16 protein-coding genes are annotated in these 18,359 nt (G+C 73.2%); 2 read left to right on the forward strand and 14 right to left on the reverse strand.

The window, feature by feature from the left end:
* Positions 1-20: 20 nt before the first annotated feature.
* The 9 genes from PT931_RS06585 to PT931_RS06625 all read right to left on the reverse strand — a co-directional run bounded on the left by PT931_RS06585 (position 21) and on the right by PT931_RS06625 (position 8,958).
* Positions 21-788 (reverse strand): TIGR03943 family putative permease subunit, encoded by a 768-nt coding sequence (locus PT931_RS06585; RefSeq protein ID WP_456244789.1) that lies wholly within the window; start codon positions 786-788, stop codon positions 21-23.
* Positions 785-1,747, reverse strand: coding sequence for a permease (locus tag PT931_RS06590; protein ID WP_456244790.1), 963 nt, complete (start codon positions 1,745-1,747; stop codon positions 785-787). The genes PT931_RS06585 and PT931_RS06590 overlap by 4 nt, the downstream gene beginning before the upstream one ends.
* Positions 1,741-3,129, reverse strand: a complete 1,389-nt coding sequence (locus PT931_RS06595; protein ID WP_456244791.1) for an L-serine ammonia-lyase — start codon at positions 3,127-3,129, stop codon at positions 1,741-1,743. The genes PT931_RS06590 and PT931_RS06595 overlap by 7 nt, the downstream gene beginning before the upstream one ends.
* Positions 3,126-3,380 (reverse strand): hypothetical protein, encoded by a 255-nt coding sequence (locus PT931_RS06600; RefSeq protein ID WP_456244792.1) that lies wholly within the window; start codon positions 3,378-3,380, stop codon positions 3,126-3,128. Before PT931_RS06600 ends, PT931_RS06595 begins: the two co-directional genes overlap by 4 nt.
* 129 nt (positions 3,381-3,509) lie before the next feature.
* The gene (locus PT931_RS06605; protein WP_456244793.1) at positions 3,510-4,727 is read right to left on the reverse strand and encodes a cytochrome P450; all 1,218 of its coding nucleotides are present in this window, start codon (positions 4,725-4,727) and stop codon (positions 3,510-3,512) included.
* Positions 4,728-4,807: 80 nt separating this feature from the next.
* The gene (locus tag PT931_RS06610; protein ID WP_456244794.1) at positions 4,808-5,308 is read right to left on the reverse strand and encodes a DUF1990 family protein; all 501 of its coding nucleotides are present in this window, start codon (positions 5,306-5,308) and stop codon (positions 4,808-4,810) included.
* Positions 5,305-6,069: a YndJ family protein gene (locus PT931_RS06615; RefSeq protein ID WP_456244795.1), complete on the reverse strand. Its 765-nt coding sequence runs from the start codon at positions 6,067-6,069 to the stop codon at positions 5,305-5,307. Before PT931_RS06615 ends, PT931_RS06610 begins: the two co-directional genes overlap by 4 nt.
* A 107-nt stretch (positions 6,070-6,176) precedes the next feature.
* Positions 6,177-7,838, reverse strand: a complete 1,662-nt coding sequence (locus PT931_RS06620; RefSeq protein WP_456244796.1) for a substrate-binding domain-containing protein — start codon at positions 7,836-7,838, stop codon at positions 6,177-6,179.
* Complete coding sequence (locus PT931_RS06625) at positions 7,819-8,958, reverse strand: hypothetical protein (protein WP_456244797.1); 1,140 nt, start codon at positions 8,956-8,958, stop codon at positions 7,819-7,821. The genes PT931_RS06620 and PT931_RS06625 overlap by 20 nt, the downstream gene beginning before the upstream one ends.
* 115 nt (positions 8,959-9,073) lie before the next feature.
* Here PT931_RS06625 and PT931_RS06630 point away from each other — a divergent pair, with 115 nt between their 5' ends.
* Entirely contained in the window at positions 9,074-9,496 is a 423-nt protein-coding gene (locus PT931_RS06630) for a hypothetical protein (protein WP_456244798.1), read from the forward strand.
* Positions 9,497-9,532: 36 nt separating this feature from the next.
* Here the strand turns inward: PT931_RS06630 and PT931_RS06635 are convergent, their stop codons facing one another.
* The 3 genes from PT931_RS06635 to PT931_RS06645 form a co-directional block, all read right to left on the reverse strand.
* Positions 9,533-11,644 (reverse strand): hypothetical protein, encoded by a 2,112-nt coding sequence (locus tag PT931_RS06635; protein WP_456244799.1) that lies wholly within the window; start codon positions 11,642-11,644, stop codon positions 9,533-9,535.
* Positions 11,645-11,918: 274 nt separating this feature from the next.
* Positions 11,919-12,827 (reverse strand): hypothetical protein, encoded by a 909-nt coding sequence (locus tag PT931_RS06640; RefSeq protein WP_456244800.1) that lies wholly within the window; start codon positions 12,825-12,827, stop codon positions 11,919-11,921.
* 234 nt (positions 12,828-13,061) lie between these two features.
* A complete protein-coding gene (locus tag PT931_RS06645) occupies positions 13,062-14,273 on the reverse strand; it encodes a trypsin-like serine peptidase (RefSeq protein WP_456244801.1) in 1,212 nt (403 codons plus the stop codon).
* A gap of 706 nt (positions 14,274-14,979) precedes the next feature.
* Here PT931_RS06645 and PT931_RS06650 point away from each other — a divergent pair.
* Positions 14,980-16,170 (forward strand): RICIN domain-containing protein, encoded by a 1,191-nt coding sequence (locus PT931_RS06650; RefSeq protein ID WP_456244802.1) that lies wholly within the window; start codon positions 14,980-14,982, stop codon positions 16,168-16,170.
* A gap of 76 nt (positions 16,171-16,246) precedes the next feature.
* Here the strand turns inward: PT931_RS06650 and PT931_RS06655 are convergent, their stop codons facing one another.
* Positions 16,247-17,917: a cation:proton antiporter gene (locus PT931_RS06655; protein WP_456244803.1), complete on the reverse strand. Its 1,671-nt coding sequence runs from the start codon at positions 17,915-17,917 to the stop codon at positions 16,247-16,249.
* Positions 17,918-17,923: 6 nt separating this feature from the next.
* Positions 17,924-18,268 (reverse strand): hypothetical protein, encoded by a 345-nt coding sequence (locus PT931_RS06660; RefSeq protein ID WP_456244804.1) that lies wholly within the window; start codon positions 18,266-18,268, stop codon positions 17,924-17,926.
* Between the last annotated feature and the right edge of the window lie 91 nt (positions 18,269-18,359).

Consider the following 18,359-nt stretch of genomic DNA (forward strand, 5'->3'; position numbering starts at 1 on the left):
GACGGCTCGTCCCCGGTGGGCTACTCGTAGGCCCGGGCGGGTGCCGGCACCTCGCGGTAGGACTCCACCAGCAGGTACGGCACCGTCTCCCCGTTGACCGGGTCGCGGGCCGTCCTCGACGAGTACCGTCCGACGACCTCGATCCACGTGTCGGGCGCCAGTCCGCCGGGCACGTCCCCGGCGAGCCCCACCTTGACCGGTCGGGCGTCGGCGGCGCAGCAGGTCAGGATCATCCGGGTGAGCTGCACGTCGCCGCCCGGCCCGTCGGTGGTGAAGCCGGTCAGGAGGACCCGCCGGCCGTCGAGGGTGCGGCCCTGGTCGAAGACCGCCCGCGAGGCGTAGTCGAGGAGGCCCACCCGGGCCGGGTCGCCGGCGGACAGCGGCGGGAAGTCGGCGTCGGCGCGGCTGCCGAGCGCGGTGCCGGCCCGGCCGGCGGCGTCGGCGCCGAGTGGTCGCGGCCCGACCAGGACCAGGGCGACAACCGGAAGAACCAGGAGCCATGCCACGGGGGTACGACCGTGCGCGTGCCCGTGGCCACCCCGGACCGCGCCGGCACGCACCGGCTCGACCTGATGCGGATCAGTCCCGTGCGGACCGGCCGGGCGGTGGCGGCGGAAATCCTCGGACCACAGCGTCGCCCCGGCGGTGACCAGCAACAGGACCCCGGCCGCGACGAGGAACGGCCGCAGCCCCTCCCGCACGTAGCTCAGGTACTGGTCCGTCAGGCTGACCCGCAGCACCGCGCCCCCGACCAGCCCCACGACCACCGACTCGGCCGCCCGGTTCACAGCAGCACCGCCCCGACGGCCACGGCCACCACGACGGCCGTCACGAACGTGGCCGGGGCGAACCGGAGCGCGAACCCGCGGCCGAACGTGCCGGCCTGCAACGCGAACAGCTTCAGGTCGATCATCGGCCCGACGACGAGGAACGCCAGCCGGGCGGTGAGCGAGAACTGGCTCAGCGACGCCGCCACGAACGCGTCGGCCTCCGAGCAGATCGACAGCACGACGGCCAGGGCGGCGAGGACCAGGACCGACAGCCACGGACTGTCGGCCAGCGCGGTCAGCCACCGGGGCGGGACGGTCACGTTCAGGGTGGCCGCCGCGAGGCCGCCGATCACCAGGTACCCGCCGGCGTGCACCACGTCGTGCCGGCAGGACGCCCAGAACGCGGGCCACCGGGCGAGCCCCGCCAGGTCGGGCCGGCCGGGGAGCCGGATCCAGTCGGCGCGGCCGAGCCGGAGCCACAGCCAGCCGACGAGTACCGAGGTGATCAGGCCGGCGAGTCCCCGGGCGACGACCATCCGGGGCGCGCCCGGGAACGCCACGGCCGTGGAGGTGAGCACGATCGGGTTGATGGCCGGCGCGGACAGCAGGAACGCGAACGCGGCGGCCGGCGTGACTCCCCGGCGGACGAGCGCCCCGGCGACGGGTACGGACCCGCACTCGCATCCGGGCAGCACCACCCCGGCCGCCGCGGCGACGGGTACGGCGAGCGCGGGGCGGCTCGGCAGCGCCCGGGCGAGGAAGCCCGCGGGGACGAACACCGCGATCACGGCGGACAGCGCGACGCCGAACACGAGGAACGGCACGGCCTGCACGACGATGGACACGAAGACGGTCGACCAGGTCCGGAGCCGGGGCGCGTCGAGCAGGTCCGCGAGCGGGCCCCGGGACACCACGACGAGGACGAGCACGACGACGAGCACCTCGACGGACCCGGGCCGCCACCGCGCGCTCAGCATTCGATGACGTTGACCGCGAGGCCGCCCCGGGCGGTCTCCTTGTACTTGTCCTTCATGTCCGCCCCCGTTTCCCGCATGGTCTTGATGACCTTGTCGAGGGAGACGAAATGGTCGCCGTCGCCGCGCAGTGCGAGTCGGGCGGCGGTGATGGCCTTGATCGAGGCGACGGCGTTGCGTTCGATGCACGGGATCTGCACCAGGCCGCCGATCGGGTCGCAGGTCAGCCCCAGGTTGTGTTCCATCGCGATCTCCGCGGCGTTCTCCACCTGGTCAGGGGTACCGCCGAGCACCTCGGCGAGCCCGGCGGCGGCCATCGAACACGCCGACCCGACCTCGCCCTGACACCCCACCTCGGCACCGGAGATCGACGCGTTCTCCTTGAACAGCACACCCACGGCCCCGGCGGCGAGCAGGAACCGGACGATGCCGTCGTCGTCCGCGCCGGGCACGAAGCGCCAGTAGAAGTGCAGGACGGCCGGGACGATCCCGGCGGCCCCGTTCGTCGGGGCGGTGACGACCCTCCCGCCGGCGGCGTTCTCCTCGTTGACGGCCAGCGCGAACAGGGTCACCCAGTCCATCGCCCGCAGCGGGTCGGCCACGCTGTGCCAGCCGCCGCCCTCCGCGTCGTGTTCGCGGCCGAGTTCGCGGGCCAGTTCCACGGCGCGGCGGCGGACCTTGAGCCCGCCGGGGAGGACGCCCTCGGTGGAGCAGCCGGCCCGCACGCAGTCGCGCATCACCTGCCAGATGTGCAGCAGGCCGGCCCGGACGTCGGCCTCGGAGCGCCACGTCAGCTCGTTGGCCAGCACGATCTCCGAGATCGACCTCCCCGATTCCCGGGTCATCCGCAGCAGCTCGTCGCCGGTCCTGAAGGGGTAGGCGACGGGGGAACTGTCGACGAAGCCGCCGGTGTACCGGGTCCGGGCGGTGTGCTCGTCGACGACGAACCCGCCGCCGACCGAGTAGTACGTCCGGGCGCGCAGGACGTGGCCCTCGGCGTCGACGGCCGTGAACCGCATCCCGTTCGGGTGCAGCGGCAGCGACTTGCGCCGGTGCAGGGTCAGTTCGAACCTCGCCGGGTGCACGCCGAGGAGTTCCACCACCCCGGCGGCCCGGATCCCGGCCACCCGGGCGTCCGCGGTCGCCGTGTCCACGGTCTCGGGTGCCTCGCCGGTCAGGCCCAGGAGCACGGCCTTGTCGCTGCCGTGGCCCCGACCGGTCGCGCCGAGGGAGCCGAACAGCTGCGCGTCGACCGCCGCGACCTCGGCGAGGACCCCGTCGGCCTTCATCCCCGCCACGAACGTCCGGGCGGCCCGCATCGGGCCCACCGTGTGCGAGCTCGACGGACCGATGCCGACCTTGAACAGGTCGAAGACGCTGATCACCGGGCCATCCCGTCCCCGCGCCGCCAGGACTCCAGGGCGTGCAGGGCCAGGGCCCGGCGCGCCCACCGGCCGGCCGGGCAGGGCCAGGGCCGGGCGCAGCCGTCACAGGTCTGGCGCTGCGGCACCGGAACGGGCCACGCCCACCGCCACGGCGGCCGGTCCGGTCGGTGCGCACCGGCCAGGAGCCGCGCGAGCGCCGGCGCGGACCCGAAGTCCACGGCCGGTGCCCGACCATCCACCACGATCGCCATCGCGCGCTCCCGACTCCGCTGCCGCCCGTGGCGCGGATCGGCCGCGCCGGCGTGACACGTTGATTAACCCGCACGGACGGGTGTCGGCCAACGAAGTCGTTCCCGGCAACTGGATAGCTCTGGACGCCGCTACGCGTCCCACTCCAGCGGCAGGGTGTCCAGGCACCGGATCAGGCTGTTCGCCCGCAGCCGGACCTCCCCCACCGGCGCGGCCAGCCGGAACCCGGGCAGCCGGTCCAGCACCGCCGCGAGCGCCTCGCGCAGCTCCAGCCGGGCCAGCTGCGCGCCGAGGCAGTGGTGCGCGCCGTTGCCGAAGGACAGGTGCCGGTTGTCGGCGCGCCCGAGGTCCAGGGTGTGCGGGTCGGTGAAGACGGCCGGGTCGTGGTTGGCGGCCTCCGTGGCGGGGAGGACGACGGAGCCGGCCGGGATCTCGGTACCGGCGAGTTCGATGTCCTCCAGGGCGATCCGGGGCAGCGCGCCGCCGATGGTGCTGAGCGGCTGGAGCCGGAGCAGTTCCTCCACGGCGGCCGGCAGCAGGGCCGGGTCGGCGCGCAGCCGGTCGGCGAGGTCGGTGCGCCGGGTCAGTTCGAGGATGTACAGGCCGAGCTGTGAGGTGGTGGTCTCGTTGCCGGCGACGAGCAGGATCGAGGCCAGGTTGACGATCTCCTTGTCGGTGAGCTGGTCGTCGCCCTCCTGGGCCAGGTGCAGCGCGGACAACAGGTCGGCGCCGGGGGCGGCCCGTTTGGCGGCGAGCAGCCCGTGCAGGTACCCGTCGAGTTCCGCTCCCGCTTTCGCGACCAGGTCCATGTCCCCGTCCATGCTGCTGACCAGGGCGTTGGACCAGGCCCGGAACCGCTCGTCGTCCTCCGGCGGCACGCCCAGCATCAGGCAGATCACCCGCACCGGCAGCGGCACGGCGAGCACGGCCATCAGGTCCGCCGAGGTCCGGCCGGCGACGGTGTCGAGCAGTTCGGCGATGATGGCGCGGATGCCGGGCCGCAGGCGTTCGACCTGGTGGTGGGTGAACGCGCGCGCGACCAGCCGGCGGATCCGGGTGTGGTCGGGCGGGTCGAGCCCGAGCAGGGACTCGTCGACGATCCGGCCCGGCACGAGTTTGCCGGTGTCGGGGCCGACCGTGGCGGCCCGGGAGAACCGGGGGTCGACCAGGACCCGGCGGACCTCCTCGTGGCCGGTGACGAGGAAGGCTGGTGTCAGGTCGGGCAGCACGATCCGGCGGACCGGGCTGGTCCGGCGCAGTTCGTCGTAGAGCGCGTCGGGGTGGTCGAAGGGGTCCAGCGAGGCGGGGGGCGGGAAGGACAACACCGATTCGGGGGTACCAGAGGGCATCGGACCACTCCTGTCAGTGAGCGAACCCCCAGCGTAGGGTGATGGCTACCCACTGTCGACTGTGGAGGCAGAAGGTGCACCTACCGGGTCGCCACCCGCCGCCGCGCCAGCCCCCGCAGCGCCGCGGCGCACCGCTTCGCGTAGACCCGCTGCGCCACCGGCACCAGCGGGCCGGCGAGGCGCGCCCACCACACGGCCGGCCGGCTGAACAGGGTCACCGTGAGCCACACGTGCCCGTCGCCGTCCCGCTCCAGGACGAACGACTCCTCCCCGTGCTCCGGATGCCCCGCCAGGGTCCCGTACGCCCAGCCGCGGCGGTCGGGCTCCTCCACGGTCCACACCACCCGGCACGGCGCGAGCACGAACCCCAGCCGGACGGTCACGTCCAGCCCGGGGGCTGCCCGTCCGGTGGTCGCGATACCCACCGGGATCGCCCGGTGCATCCGCCAGCCGAACAGGTCCTCGGTGGCGGCGTCGAGGTCGATCGGGCCGAGGGCGGTGCGGACCCGCAGGTGCCCGTACCCCTCGGGGAGCGGCCAGTGTTCCGTCGCGCCGACCTCTGCGTAGCTGTGGCCGGTCATACCAGCTCCTTCTTCCAGGCGAGCAGTCCGCAGAGGGCGAAGCCGAGCGCGTTGCCGAGCCCGTGGGTGGCGGCCATCCAGGTCAGCCCGGGGTGCGGGGTGCCGAACGCCTCTCCGGCCGCCCAGACCACCGCGAGCGCCATGGTGACCACGAGCACGGCCGAGCTGATCCGGAACAGGATCCCGTCCCGCCACAGCAGCCAACCGACGAGCCACATGCCGGCGGTGAGGACGAGCGCGCCGAGGAGTTCGACGCGGTCGTCGACGAAGTACCCGATGAGGACGATCTCGGTGCCGACCGGGACGGTGAGGGCGGCGATCCGGGCGACCGTCGAGTCCCGTTCGGCCCGGCAGACCAGGCCGGCGACGAGGGCGGCGGTGAACCCGGCGTAGTGGAAGTGCGGCACCGTGAGCGCGAGGATCTCCAGGTCGAAGCCGAACAGGGCGACGCCGGCGCGTTCGGCGAGCAGCGCGGTGGCCGCGATCACGGGGCTGACCAGGGCGGTGCGGATCGCGAGTTCCCGGGGGCCCCAGCCGACCCGCCGCACGGCCTGGAAGGCGACGACCACGGTCATCATGAGGTACGCCGCCGCCAGCGCCGCCGCCGTCTCCCCGCGCGGGAGCCACAGGCTGATCGCGCCGGGCACCGCCGCCAGCGGCCAGAAGGTGCGCAGGGCCGGCGGCAGGTCGAGGAGCCGGAGGCCGAGGGGCAGGATGACGAGCATGCCGAGGGTGACGATCAGGTTGACGAGAATGGTCATGGCGTCCCCTTTTCTTGAACGCGTTCAAGTTACCATCGGCGGTTGAACGTGTTCAATGTGATCCGGGTCGCCGATCCGGGTCGCCGCGCATTCGCCGACGGCGGCGGCTACTGGTGGCCGCGGATCGCCGCGAACACCGCGCCCAGCGGCTCCGTCCGGGCGTCGAACGTCCGGCCCCCGGTCAGCTCGGCGAGGACCCGCATCCGGGCGGCGTCGCTGTCGGCGAACAGCACCGGATAGACCGGCACCGACCGCAGCTCCGGCGGCAGCCCGCCATGGAACGCCACGAAAGCGGCCAGATCCCGGCCCGTGGTGTTCTCCCCGTCGGTGAGCAGCACGATCGAGGTGATCCGGTCCGGGTCCGCCGCCGCCTGGCCGGCCAGCACGCGGTACGCCTCGACCAGCGCGTCGTAGATGGCCGTGCCCCCCGCGGCGGACAGCCCCTCGCCGAACGCCCGGATCCGGTCCAGTACCGGCCCCGGGTCCTCCGGCGGCAGGTCGAACGTGGTCGCCGGGGAGGGCTGGGCACCGAACGGCAGCAGGGTGGTCTGCTCGCGTTCCCGGAACCGCGCCCCGGGCCCCGCCCCCGGACCGGGTCCCGGAACCGGCCCCACCCCCTGCCCCGCGCCGGTCAGGACGTTCAGGGCGGCCCGCAGGTCGGCCAGCCGGGGGCCGGCCATCGAGCCGGAGGTGTCGAGGACGTACACCGTGCGGGCGGGTCGGCGCAGGGTGCCCTCGTACGCGTCGACCAGGTCGTCGATGACGGCGGCGCTGCCCGGGAACGGCAGTTCGAAGATCCGGTGGTCGCCGAATCCCGCGTCCGGGCGGACCGCCGGCACCGCGGGCCGCCGCCGGGTGTCCCGCATGATCTCGCGCTGCACGGCCGGGGAGCGCAGGTACCGCACCAGCCGGACGTAGGCGTTCCTCGCGCCGGGCGACGCGGAGGCCAGCAGGCTCAGCGGGTAGTGGGCGGTGACGACCCCGTCGGTGGGGTAGACCAGGGTCAGGGGCTCGCGCAGCGCCCCCGAGGCGTTGAGGGCCAGCAGCTCCGACTCGTAGTCGAACAGGCCGTCGACGGCGGGCACCTGGCCCTGGTGCCGGGCGAACGCGTCGGACAGCTCCCCCGAGCCGGCGACCCGCAGGGTCTGCGCGCCGAACAGGTCCCGCAGCGGCCGGCTGGCCCGGACCACGTCGTCGCGCCGCAGCGCCGCCCCCTCACCGGCCAGCGCGGTGGCCGCGCCGAGCAGGGCGGAGACCGCCGAGTGCGAGTCGTGCGGGTCGCTCATCGCGAAGCCGAACCGGTGCGCTCCCCCGGCGGCGGCGATGTCCGACCAGCTCACCGGCCGGGCGTCCCAGCCGAGCTGGCGAGCGACGGAGGTCCGCAGTCCGAGGATCACGGGCGAGGACGTGATCTGGGTACGCGCGCCCAGCCGGCCCATGGCGCCCGGCGACACGGTCAGATAGTCGTCGGAGGCCGGCCACACGGCGTCGTACCCGTCGAGGCCCCGTCCCGTCGCCACCCGGCGGGCGATCTCCCGGCTCCCCGCGTGCCCGAACCGGACCGTGACCCCGGTGGCGGCGGCCGCCCGGTCCAGCACCGGTGCCAGGTCGGCCAGTTCGTCGCCGGCCAGCACCCGCAGCGTCCAGGGTTCGCCGGCCGGTCCGTCGGCGGCCCCGGGCCCGTCGCCGTCGACCGCGCACACCCCGGCGAGCAGCAGCGCGACCAGTCCGGCCCGCCACCAGCCGCGGCTACCTCGGGACGATCGCATCGACGAGCCGTTCGAGGAGGTGGCCCTTGGGCGGGTTGACGGTGGTCAGGGTGCGGGCGACGGTCAGCCCGTGCCTGGCCATGTCGGCCTGGTAGTCGCCGGTGTTCGTGCGGTAGCCCCACCTGTCGCGGGCCATGCGCTGGAGATCCGGGTCCGCGTTCAGGAGCCGGCCCAGCTTCTCGCCGGCCGGGGTGAGCGGGGTGAAGACGTGGGCCGGCAGGATGTTCGGCCTCGGGTAGAGCAGCACCATGTCGTCGGTCATGGAGCCGGGCTCGGAGATCCGGCCCGCCACGAAGTCGTTCTCGTAGACCAGCGCCATCGGCACCGCCGGCCCCAGGTCGCGCCCGACCAGGAACTCGCGGAACAGGTCGGCGGTCTTGACCGGCAGATTGCCCTGGGCCGAGAAGCACGGGGCGATCTGGGGCAGGACCCGGTCCGCCGCGGCCTCGTCGGCGATCACCTCGCCGCCGTTGAGGACGTGGCTGGTGATCGCGACGAACATCTCGGCCGAGTTGGAGTACGCCGGATTCGTCGTGGCCAGCAGCACCCGGTTCGGGTTCGGGTAGGTCGTGTTGCCGCCTATCTGCGACCACCGGGTCCTCGCCGCCACCAGTCGCAGATAGGCGGACACGTCGAAGACCCAGGTGCCGTCCGGTTGGAGTTCGGCGACCCCGACCTTGCGGAGCAGCTCCACGATCCGGGTGTAACTGGCCACGGCCATCGGGGAGGAGAACGGCGAGTACCGGGCGGTCCGGCGACCGAGCCTGCCCTCCAGGTGCTCGGCGGCCACCGTGCTGGCGGACACCACGATGTCGTACTGCGACAGGTCCACGCTCTCCGCGATCTGCCGAGTGCCGAACTCGGTCTGCTCGACCCGCAGCCCGTGCCCGGCGAGCACGCGGCGCACCTCGGGGTCGTTGAACATGCCCAGGCTGCCGGCCAGGCGGACCGTGGCCGGTTCCGGGCGGCTGACCAGGACGGCGCCGACGATGACCGTGGCCGCCAGGACCAGTACGGCGGCGAAGATCAGGCCGACGTGCCGGGGGCCGGACGGTCCGGCCGGGGGCACGGGGGGTTGGGAAGGGGCAGGTTGCCGGGGCCTGGCATTGCGAACCGCCATGGCCGCATCATATTCCGGATCGGGTGTCTAAAATGGATTGCGGGCCGCCGGATGGGCCGGCGATCGGTCGGATTGTCGACGGGTCCGCGGCCCGTCCGCCTGGGATCATGGGCGGATGTCCACGGTAGACGGGGTCGCCGCGCTCGCGACGGCGGTGAGCGGGGTACTGGCCGCCGCCGCCGGGCTGGTCAACGCGCTGCGCCGGCCCCCCGAGGCCCCCGGTACGGCGCGTCGCCCGCCACCCGGCCGCCGGGCGGGCGGCGACTGGCTGTCCCTCGGCTTCGGCCTGTTCGCCTGGCTGGTGGCCGCCGTGCTCGTCGCCGTCGTCGGCACCGCCGGTCCGGGGGCGCGCCCGGCCACGGTCACGGTCCTGGCCTACGGAGTCGCGGTGCCGGTGGCCCTGGCCGTGTTCTTCGGCGTGCGGAGCCTGTCGGGCGGGCGGTCCGCCTCGTCGGCGCTGGTCCCGGCGGCCGGGATCCTGGCGGCGGTGGCGGCGGTCGTGGCGACGTTCATCGCGGCCGGCCCGGCCCCGTCGTAGCGGGCGGGCCGCAAGGGGTGCGGCCCGCCCGCCCGGTCACGCGGTGGTGAGGGTGAGGCTGTCGAGCAGGAAGTCGGTCCGCAGGTTGGTGTCCTCGACGCTGACGAACTTCAGGGTGACCGTCTTCCCGCGGTAGCCGCTGAGGTTGACGGAGCGGGCGACGTACCCGGCGCTGGGGTTGGCGTTGGAGAACGTCGCGAGGGTCGTCGTGGTGCCGCCGTCGACGACCTGCACCTTGAACGTGTCGTAGACGGTGCTGCCGGTCTCCTGGGTGACGATCCGCAGCTGGTAGTTGAGGGTCGCCGACGTCCCGGTCGACGGGACGGTGATCTGCTGGCTCAGCGTGTCGGTGTTGGCGGAGCCGTTGCCGCCCATCCACGCGTACCAGGAGCCGGCCTGGGCCGGGTAGGTGGTCCAGTTGCCGACGACGCCGCCGGTGATGGTCCAGTTCGCGGTGCCGCTCTCGAAACCGCCGTTGACCAGGCCGCCGCCGGGGGTGGTGGTGCGGTAGTCGATCGTGTGGGTGTACACGAGGTCGCGGGCGGCGGCGCTGGTGCTCAGCCCTGTCAGCGGCCGGTCGAGCGTGAACCACTCCCGGAACGAGGTCGACTGGTACTGCCGCATGTTGTCGAACGTGCCCGCCGGGCCGCCGTCCACGTTGCGCCACAGGTCGATGATCGCGCCGGCCACCCGGAGCTCGACGGTCTCGCCGTCCTGGGGGTTGGTGTTGCTGGCGGTCTGGTTCGGGTTGTTCCAGGCGGTCTGCATCAGGTCGGCGTAGGCGCCGTTGGCCCAGTAGAACCGGCCGTCGCCCTTGAGGTAGCCGGCGATGGCGTTGGCGAAGCCCTCGGTCCAGGCGCACATGTTCCCGGAGCGCAGGTGCAGGTAGTGCGGGCTCGGGCAGTCGCTCGCGGGCCACCAGCCGGCGTAGAGCAGGTCCATGAACGCGTGCCCGGCCTCGTGCAGGACCAGGTGCTCGGAGTCGGGGTCCGCGTCGGCGAACGCCACGTAGCGCTGCCCGACGGGCACCGAGTTGTCGAAGTACGTGCCGTCGGTGCTGCCCGGCTGCCAGTGCAGGGTGATCTTCGTGCAGGCGCTGGACTCGCGCGCCGTCCAGCAGTTGGTGCTCGAGCCCCGGCCGAACCACAGCAGGTTCAGGGTGTCGAACGCGTGCCAGCCGCGCATGTGGGTCGCGGAGGGGGTGGTCGTCCCGAAGGCCTGGTCGGTGCCGGACGGCACGTTGGACTTCGCCGTGGTGGTCACCGTGTAGGTGCTGTTGCCGGCGTTGTTGGTGACCCGCCACAGGGAGCCGTTGGTGCTGAACTGCACCCACAGCTGGTACAGGGTCGCCGAGGCGTTGAAGCAGACGGAGTACGAGCCGTCCGTGCTGGACGTCAGGCCCGTGCCGTACGTCTGGGTGGCCGAGGACGAGGTGGCCTTGCCCAGGACGGTGACCGGGATGTTGCGCCCGGCCAGCCACGTACCGGCCTTGTCGGACACCGAGAAGGCGCCCTTGGCACAGATCTGGCCGGGTACGGCCGACGGCGCCAGCGACGGCGCGACCTTCGCGGGGCCGGTGCCGGGCGCGAGGGTGACGGCCGCGGCGTCCTCGCCGGTCACGCCGGCCCGCGAGCTGCCGGGGCGGTCACCGACGGTGAGCAGGGCGGAGCCGCGTCCGGACCGGTCGGGGGTCACGGCGTCCAGGTCGGTCACCGCGGCCTCGATCTGCGCCGGACCGGCGGCCAGCGCCGTGACCGTGAAGGTGACGGTCCGTCCCTTCCGGGACAGGGCGAACGTCCGCTCCGACACCTGGTTCGGGCCGACCGTCCGAGGGGCCGACAGGCCGGACCCGCCGTTGCTCAGGCGCAGGGTGGCGGGCAGCTGGACGGACAGCCGGGCGCGGGAGATGTCGACCTGGGAGCCCAGCGTGACCCGCACGGTCGCGGTCTCACCGACGGCGGGCAGCCGGTCGAGGGTGACGTCGGCGGTCACGCAGGGGCGCGGGGCCTCCGAACGGGGGTGGGCGCCGCCCGGCGCCACACAGGACTGGACGGTTTCCGCGGAGGCCGTGGCCAGCGGGGCCAGGACGGCGCAGAACGCCGCCGCGACCGCCGTGGCGACGACGCGCCGGAGGTGTCTGGAAGACATGAGGGGTGCCTTTCCTGACGGCGGTCCGAGCACCGCCGTCCGACTGAGGGGGTGGACGCACCATGATGCGCACCGCGCTCAGCTCAGTGCAATATCACACCCCACCCGACTTGCGCCCCGGTCAATACTGTGATCCCGGCGCGCCCAGGCCCGGGCATTGTCCACAGTTTGGCGGCGTTTCAGCAGGTCAAAGACTTGAAATTCCACAGTTTGGGTACCGGGTCAGGGGCCGGGTGTCGGAGATGGAAAGTTTGGTCGACCCCTCGGCGGGTCCTCACCACTCCCAGCGCATCCCGCACAGGCCCGGGGACAGGTCCCGCTCGACCAGGACGGCCGTGTTGGAGGAGCCGATCGACAGCGGCCGGGAGTCCTGGTCGGGCCCCGCGAGGCTGGACCGCCGGTAGCTGTGGCACCGGGTCGGGGCGTCGCCGAGGAACCGGGCCTGCAGCACGTACTCCCGGGTCGCGCTGTGCAGGCGGGTGTGGAAGTAGTCCATCGGCTTGCCGGGCGCGAACCGGTACCCGTACTCGATGACGGTGTCCTCCCCCTCCGCCAGGGTCCGGTCGAACAGCAGTTCCACGGCCAGCAGCCTGAGTTCGGGATCGTAGCGGGTCCGGCCCACGGCGCAGGACCGGGTGTCCACGATGTCCGGTGGCGCCTGGTCGGGGTCCTCCGCCTGGTGGAAGACCAGGCACCGGTCCGCCCGGTCCCGCAGGGAACGCAGCACCGGCCGGCACAGCACGCTGTGCTCCGAACGGTCGGCGGCCACCGTCAGCACCTCGTGGGTGGACACGAGGTCGAAGCGGCCGCGCGGTTCGGCGTCCAGCTGGGCCATGACGGGCGCGCCGCTGGGCCACAGGTAGTCGCGGTCGCTGCCGTTGAGCCACCTGCCCCGGGGCCGGGGCGGGCCGAGCAGCGCCACCAGGGAGGCGGCCGGCAGGCCCAGCAGGGACTCCAGCTCCCCCACGGCCCGCAGTGACGTGCCCCGTTCGGGGCGGGAGCGGTTGCGCCGCCAGTAGCTCAGCGTGGTCTGGCTGACCGTGACCCCGCGCTCCGCCAGGTGGTACCGCAGCCGGTCGAGGGTCAGGCCGCGCGCCGTGATCGCGGCGTCCAGGGCCTCGGCGAACGTCCCGGTCCGCAGCACCCTGGTCAGGTGCCGGCCGGTCGGCGGAGTCGGCGGCATCGGCGCCCCCTGGGTCGCAGCGGTCGCGCCCCGTGGTGACCGCCGTCGGGGGCGGTCGCGCGCACCCCCCAATATCGCCGCATCGACTGGCGCTGTCCAGCCGTTCCCGGATACCGATATGCCTTTAACCTGCGCTTATGCCAGCGGCAAGGCAGCGCGGACGGGTACCGGGCCCCGCGCGCACGGACGTGCCCCTCCCCCGACCCGGCGGCCGGAGGAGGAGCCGCCCGCCGGTCAGCTGTTGACGATGTCGGTGCGGATCTCGTTGTAGATCAGGTGGATCTTCGCGCCCTGGTTGCTCGGGCAGCCGCCCAGGTGGTGCAGGGCGACCACCTTGTGGTTCGCGTTCAGCACCGGCGAGCCGGAGTTGCCGCCGGACGTGTCACACGAGTACGAGATGTTGTAGGTGTTGTAGTTGGCGTTCTTGACCGTGCAGTTCGTCCCGCCCTGGGTGTCCTCGTAGATGGACACCCGCTTGGGCGAGCCGTCGCCGTGGCCGGGGATGTAGATCCGGGTGCCGTTCGTCGAGGCCGTGGTCTCCAGCACCAGGTAGCCGAAGCTGGAGATGTTGGCGAAGTTGTTCACGGAGTACAGCGCGTAGTCGAGCTGACTGGAGCTGCCCGGGGCGACCTTGATCAGGGTCGCGCCGCTGACCTTCGTACCCGCGCCGGGGTTGTTGCCGCCGCACGTGGCGCACTGGTAGTTGAACTGCACCTCACTGCTCGACACCTCGGACTGGGTGGAGAAGCAGTGCTTGTTGGTGAGCAGCCGGTTGGTGGAACCGACCCGCCACGTGGTGCACAGGCCGCCGCCGCCGATCAGGAGCCGCGCGACGGCCTTCGCCCGGGTCGACTCGGTCGGGTGGCTGGTCTGGTAGCACACCGCGTCCCGGCGCGCGTCGGTGCTGCACACGCTGGACAGGCTCGGGTTGGCGGCGGTGATCTCCGCGGGGGTCAGGCCCCGCCAGTAGCCGTCGATCCGGGCGCCGTAGTCGCGCCGGGCCAGGTCCGCCGCGTCCGCGCCGCGCCGGGTGGAGTGCAGGGTCACGACCGCCGTGTCCCCGTCGACCGACATGGCCGCGAAGCCGGCGCGGCCGTGCAGGGTGACGTCGGCGTCCCCGTCGGCGCGGGTGCCGTGGTAGGTGTGCACCTCGGTGCCGGCCGGGTTGGCCACCGTGATGTAGTCGCCCCGGGCGAGCTTGAGGGCCGAGAAGTGCACCTTCACGTAGGCCGCGCCGGGATGGCGGACCTCGTGGGCGGCGGCCCGCGCGCCGGCTGTGTAGTCGATCCGCGCGGACAGGGGTAGTTCCTCGCCGACGGTCCGGGCCTGGGGTACGGACTCGGCGGGCGGTGCGGCGGCCGTCGTGGCCGAGGGGCCGATCGCGGCGAACACGGGTACGACCAGGGCGAGGGCGCAGAGCAGGCGTCGAGCAGGGGTTGTTCTCATCGCCGTCCTCCAGAAAATCCACAGAGGTGAATGAAAGGGGTGACGGCTACGTTGTCTGTTCACACTTCCACGAGTCAAGACAACGTGAACTATTGGGCACGGTCGGTCCCCGCGGCGGGAGCACAGCGGCCGGGTGCCGCGCCGGCGTCGACGACCCGGCCCGCGCGGATCGTCGACGCCGGACTGCGCCGGCGGGTTGTCAGGCGGGGTTCACCACCACCTCCGCGAGGGACAGTGCCTGGTTCGTGGACGTCAGTTGCACCCGGACGTAGCGCCCGGTCCGGCCGACGTTGATCGTGGTGGGTGTTCCGGCCCGGCCCGTCTGCCGGGAGGACCAGACGCCGGGTTGGGCCAGGATCTGGGCGAGGGTGCCGGTGAACGCACCAGAGGGTCTTCCGTGAACCGGTCCATCCGGGACAGCCCGAACAGTCCCCTTACAAAAAGCTCGGCGAAGCGGCCATCATCGATCAGGTTCCGCCGGAACGCGCACCGGGGCCGCTCAATCCCTGCGCGATCCCGCTCGGTTCAGGCGATCCATTGACATGAATATTCATGGCGTTCGTCAATGGGACAGGAACAACCCCTCGCGGACTCCGACGGCCCCTCGAACGACCACCCGTCGGCACAGGCCCTGAGCGCGGTGCCGATCGCGCCGCGCGGGCGGCCACCCGCGCGGCGCGGCACCCACCCCTCAGAAGGAGAAGGCATGTCCCACACGCGCAGTCGAACAGGAATCATCACCGGCGGATCCGTCCTCGCGGTCGCCGCGGGGCTCGCGGTCCTGGTCGCGTCGGCGGTACCGGCCGCCGCGCAGACCTACGGCGGCAACGTCAGCGTGAGCTGGTCCGTCCCGGGCGCCCCGTCGGCGGGCCTGACCAACGTCAGCTTCCCGATCACGGTCAGCCCCGCCACGGTGCACGCCGCCGGTACGTACTTCGCCCAGCAGTTCAACTTCACGAACGCGGGCACCGGCGGGTACACCGGCCTGCAGCCCCGGGCGAACCTCAACGGCCGCGAGCGGCTGCGCGGCGTGTTCTCCAGCTTCCAGAGCGGCGCCACCACCACCGACCCGAACTGTCACGCCGGAGCCGACGGCGGCCCCGGGGTCAGCTGCGGCTACGAGTTCGACGCCGTCTACGGGCACACCTACACGCTCACCGTGGCCCGCACCGGGACCGACACCTGGACGGGTACGGCCACCGACACGGTCAGCGGGGTCGCCACCCACATCGGCACGTGGCGGAACCCCGCCAACAGCGGCAACCTCAACGCCGCCCACAGCGGGTTCGTCGAGTACTACAGCGCCCCGGAGGACTGCTCCAAGCTCGCCAGGATCGATGTGGTCTTCGGCGGGCCCACGTCCACCGACGGGAACCTGACCGGCGGCACCCGGGCCAACTACGAGTACGGCAACTGCACCGGTCGGGCCAACTACCGGTCGGAGGCGGCCGGCAACGGTACCCGCGTCACCCGGGGTTGGATCGGAGGCGGCACGCCGACGCCCACGGCGGCTCCCGGCGCGATCGTGAGGAACACCGGCTCCGGGCGGTGCCTCGACGACCCGGCCGGCAACACCACCAACGGCACCCGGATGGAGATCTGGGACTGCACCGGGGCCGCCAACCAGAAGTGGACGGCCACCGCCGCCAACGCCCTGACCATCGGCGGCAAGTGCCTCGACGCGAACGGCGGCGGGACCTCGCCGGGCACCAGCGTCATCCTCTACAGCTGCCACGGCGGCACCAACCAGCGGTGGACGTTCCAGGCGGACGGCTCGCTGCGGGGCGTCGGCTCGGGCCTGTGCGTGGCCCCGTCCGGGGGCGGCACCGGCAACGGGACGTTCGTGGTGCTCGCCACGTGCGACGGGCAGGCCATTCAGCGCTGGACCCGCGACTGAGGCGGGTGCCGAGGGCGCGATCGTGGCGGGTCGGTGGACAACGCGGCCGGGCTTCCGGCCCCCGGGGTGTCGGTGCTCAGCTGCGGGGTCGGAGGGTGAGCTCCTGGCCGTCCAGGTGGCGGAGGGCCCGGTCCAGGGTCGCCGAGCGGTAGGTGCCGTCCGAGCGGTCGTCGAGCAGGGTGCGCCGCTGGGCGTCGAGGACCAGGAGCATCAGCTCCCGGTACTGCTCGCGGCCGGGGCCGGTCGGGTGCGACTCGGACGGCCGGTCGCGGATCCCGGCGTCGGCGCGGACCCGGTCCAGGAGTACGGGGTCCGCCTCGACCCGCCCGAGGGCCGCGGCGCCGGAGGCCGACAGCTCCCCGATGAGGCGTTCGTACTCCTCGCGCAGCTCCGCCGGGTCGTCCCGCGGCACCCGGGCCGCCCGGATCACGGCGGGCAGGGTCAGGCCCTGGGTGAGCAGGGTGGCCGCGGCGACGACGTAGGCGATCAGCAGCAGCTGGGCCCGGTGCGGGGTGTCGGCGGGCAGGGTCTGGGCGGCGGCGACGGTGATCGCGCCGCGCATGCCCGACCAGGCGAGGACGACCGCGCCGCGCCAGCCGAGGCCCTGGCTCAGCTTGAACTGGGCGTCGGCGCCGACCCGGGTGATCCGGCGCTGGAACCGGGCGAGGTCCCTGGCTGGCCGGTCGGCCCACCTGCCCCCGTCGAGGGCGGACTGGAGCTGGTCGAGTCGGGGCTGGGTGCCGGCGGCGCGGCGTTCGTCGCGGCGGACCAGGGCCATCAGGGGCGGGATGAAGGCGATCCGGAACACGACGACCAGCGCGGTGAGCGCGAGGCCGAGGAGCAGGCTGCGTCCGAGGCCGTCGGCACCGCGGTCGACCTCGTCCACGAGCGGCGCGAGGCTCAGACCCATCAGGAGGAAGATCGCGCCTTCGAGCAGAAAGGAGATGGTCCGCCAGTTGGTGGTCTCGGTGAGCCGGTCGCGGGCGGACAGCCGGCGCGGACCGAGGTGGCCGATGACGATCCCGGTGACGACCACCGCGAGGACGCCGGACGCGCCGAGCTCCTCCGCCGGCCAGTAGGCGACGAACGGCACGACGAACGACACCGCCGTACTCAGCACCGCGTCGCCGAGCATCGCCCGGACCCGGACGGCGACCACGCCGAGGAGCAGGCCGAGCGCCGTGGCGACGAGTACCGCGTACCCGAATCTTCCGATCGTGCCCCAGACCGACGCCGCCCCGGCCATCGCCGCGACCGCCGAGCGCAGCAGTACCAGGGCGGACGCGTCGTTGACCAGGCCCTCGCCCTCCAGGATGGTCAGCAGCCGGGACGGCAGACCGAGTCGCCGGCCGACGGAGGTGGCCGCGACCGCGTCGGTGGGGCTGACCACCGCGCCGATCGCCAGCGCCGCCGGCCAGCCGAGGCCGGGGACGAGCGCGTGCAGCACCCAACCGACGCCGAGCGTGGTGACCACGACCAGTACGACCGCCAGGCCGCTGATCACGCCGAAGTTGCGGCGGAAGTCGGTGGCGGGCATGTTCACGGCGGCCGAGTAGAGCAGCGGGGGCAGCACCCCGGCCAGGATCAGCTCGGGCTCGACGTGCACGGCGGGCACGCCCGGCACGAAGCCGAGTCCGCCGCCGACGAGGACGAGCAGGAGAGGGGCCGCGAGGCCGAGGCGGCCGGAGAGCGCGGCGACGGCCACGATGCTGACCACGCCCACGACGACGATCAGCGTCGAGATCACCCCGACTCACTCGCACGCGTTCTGCGCGCCGCCCTCGACCAGGTGCTCGCTGCGGGTCCAGCCGGTGGTGCCGTCCTGGAGCTTCGTCAGGTACGTCCAGGCGGTGCCGTCCTCGCCCTGGCCGTAGCACCAGTAGATGAGCCGGTCCTCGGGCAGGGCGCTGGCGATGCCCGGACAGTACGCGCTCGGCCCGGTCTTGATCTTGACTTCGAAGAACGTCGGATGGCCCAGCTTGCCCGTGCTGATGGGCGGCTGCCAGTCACAGAACCCGCGCGGGGCCTCCGCCTGGGCGGGAGCCGCGGGCACCAGGGTCACGGCCGCGAACGCGCCGATCGCGAACAGCACTCTCATGAGGTCCTCCGGTCGTGTCGGTCACCTCGGACCATCGTCGACCACCCGACCGGACCACGTACCCATATTGGGCAAATGTATTGACTGCCCG

The sequence above is a fragment of the Longispora urticae genome, from assembly GCF_053902585.1.

Excerpts from the sequence above, each read along its gene's own strand:
- PT931_RS06660 (WP_456244804.1), bottom strand. The coding sequence starts at position 18,268 with ATGAGAGTGCTGTTCGCGATCGGCGCGTTCGCGGCCGTGACCCTGGTG.
- PT931_RS06630 (WP_456244798.1), top strand. The coding sequence starts at position 9,074 with ATGTCCACGGTAGACGGGGTCGCCGCGCTCGCGACGGCGGTGAGCGGG.
- PT931_RS06605 (WP_456244793.1), bottom strand. The coding sequence starts at position 4,727 with ATGCCCTCTGGTACCCCCGAATCGGTGTTGTCCTTCCCGCCCCCCGCC.
- PT931_RS06615 (WP_456244795.1), bottom strand. The coding sequence starts at position 6,069 with ATGACCATTCTCGTCAACCTGATCGTCACCCTCGGCATGCTCGTCATC.
- PT931_RS06625 (WP_456244797.1), bottom strand. The coding sequence starts at position 8,958 with ATGGCGGTTCGCAATGCCAGGCCCCGGCAACCTGCCCCTTCCCAACCC.
- PT931_RS06600 (WP_456244792.1), bottom strand. The coding sequence starts at position 3,380 with ATGGCGATCGTGGTGGATGGTCGGGCACCGGCCGTGGACTTCGGGTCC.
- PT931_RS06620 (WP_456244796.1), bottom strand. The coding sequence starts at position 7,838 with ATGCGATCGTCCCGAGGTAGCCGCGGCTGGTGGCGGGCCGGACTGGTC.
- PT931_RS06640 (WP_456244800.1), bottom strand. The coding sequence starts at position 12,827 with ATGCCGCCGACTCCGCCGACCGGCCGGCACCTGACCAGGGTGCTGCGG.
- PT931_RS06645 (WP_456244801.1), bottom strand. The coding sequence starts at position 14,273 with ATGAGAACAACCCCTGCTCGACGCCTGCTCTGCGCCCTCGCCCTGGTC.
- PT931_RS06635 (WP_456244799.1), bottom strand. The coding sequence starts at position 11,644 with ATGTCTTCCAGACACCTCCGGCGCGTCGTCGCCACGGCGGTCGCGGCG.
- PT931_RS06650 (WP_456244802.1), top strand. The coding sequence starts at position 14,980 with ATGTCCCACACGCGCAGTCGAACAGGAATCATCACCGGCGGATCCGTC.
- PT931_RS06590 (WP_456244790.1), bottom strand. The coding sequence starts at position 1,747 with ATGCTGAGCGCGCGGTGGCGGCCCGGGTCCGTCGAGGTGCTCGTCGTC.
- PT931_RS06610 (WP_456244794.1), bottom strand. The coding sequence starts at position 5,308 with ATGACCGGCCACAGCTACGCAGAGGTCGGCGCGACGGAACACTGGCCG.